A 661-nucleotide genomic window follows, 5' to 3' on the forward strand; every position below is an offset into this window, starting at 1 on the left:
ACGCGCTAATGGGCTTGCCAAATAGCGTGAGTGTTTTCGCGGCGACGTTGCCTACCGAAGCACCCAGGCCCGGTGTGAACTTGAACGCCGCCGAAGCCAGCTTCCAGCGGTTGTGGTCCGTTCTCAAATCCAAAGTTGCATCTGAGGTTTGATCACCGAAGGTGACGACCACATGCACATGAGCCATGCTCAATGCCGCGTTGGGTGCCGTCGAGTTGTCGTGCAGGATCCGAATATTGTGGATTGGCCATTGCGCGACTTGCTTTTTGAGGGTGTCGCTGTTCAGGAATTCTGTGATGGCGGGCTGCTCCGTGCCATAGGACAGGGCCGTCTCGGCGTCGCCACGGGCGAGTGCTTCCAGGTAGTTTCTGACCGCATCGCCGGCTGACCGGGCGGCCTGCCCGTCGTGCCGGTCGGCCACAGTGAGGACCAAAACGACTGCCACCGCTACCAGCATTGCGCCGGCGCTCATCACTGCGATGAGTAGCCGTTTGCGGCTCGTGCGTGCCGTGGGAACCGGCGGCCACCGAAACGCAGGCGAACCCGACACAACCTGGTGGTCAGCGCCGGGGGGCACCGGCCGCGGTTGCCCGGTCGGCAGTGACGGCGACACGTCCAGTGACCCGAGATCCCGCGCGGGATCATTCGGACCGTGTTGGCG

At 63.2% G+C, this 661-nt stretch carries 1 pseudogene; it reads right to left on the reverse strand.

Going from position 1 to position 661, the window contains the following annotated elements:
- Positions 1 to 472: pseudogene (locus AC5Y5O_RS32165) on the reverse strand (hypothetical protein); the annotation flags it as partial.
- Positions 473 to 661: the final 189 nt, after the last annotated feature.

The sequence above is a fragment of the Mycobacterium sp. NGS40 genome, assembly GCF_059812735.1.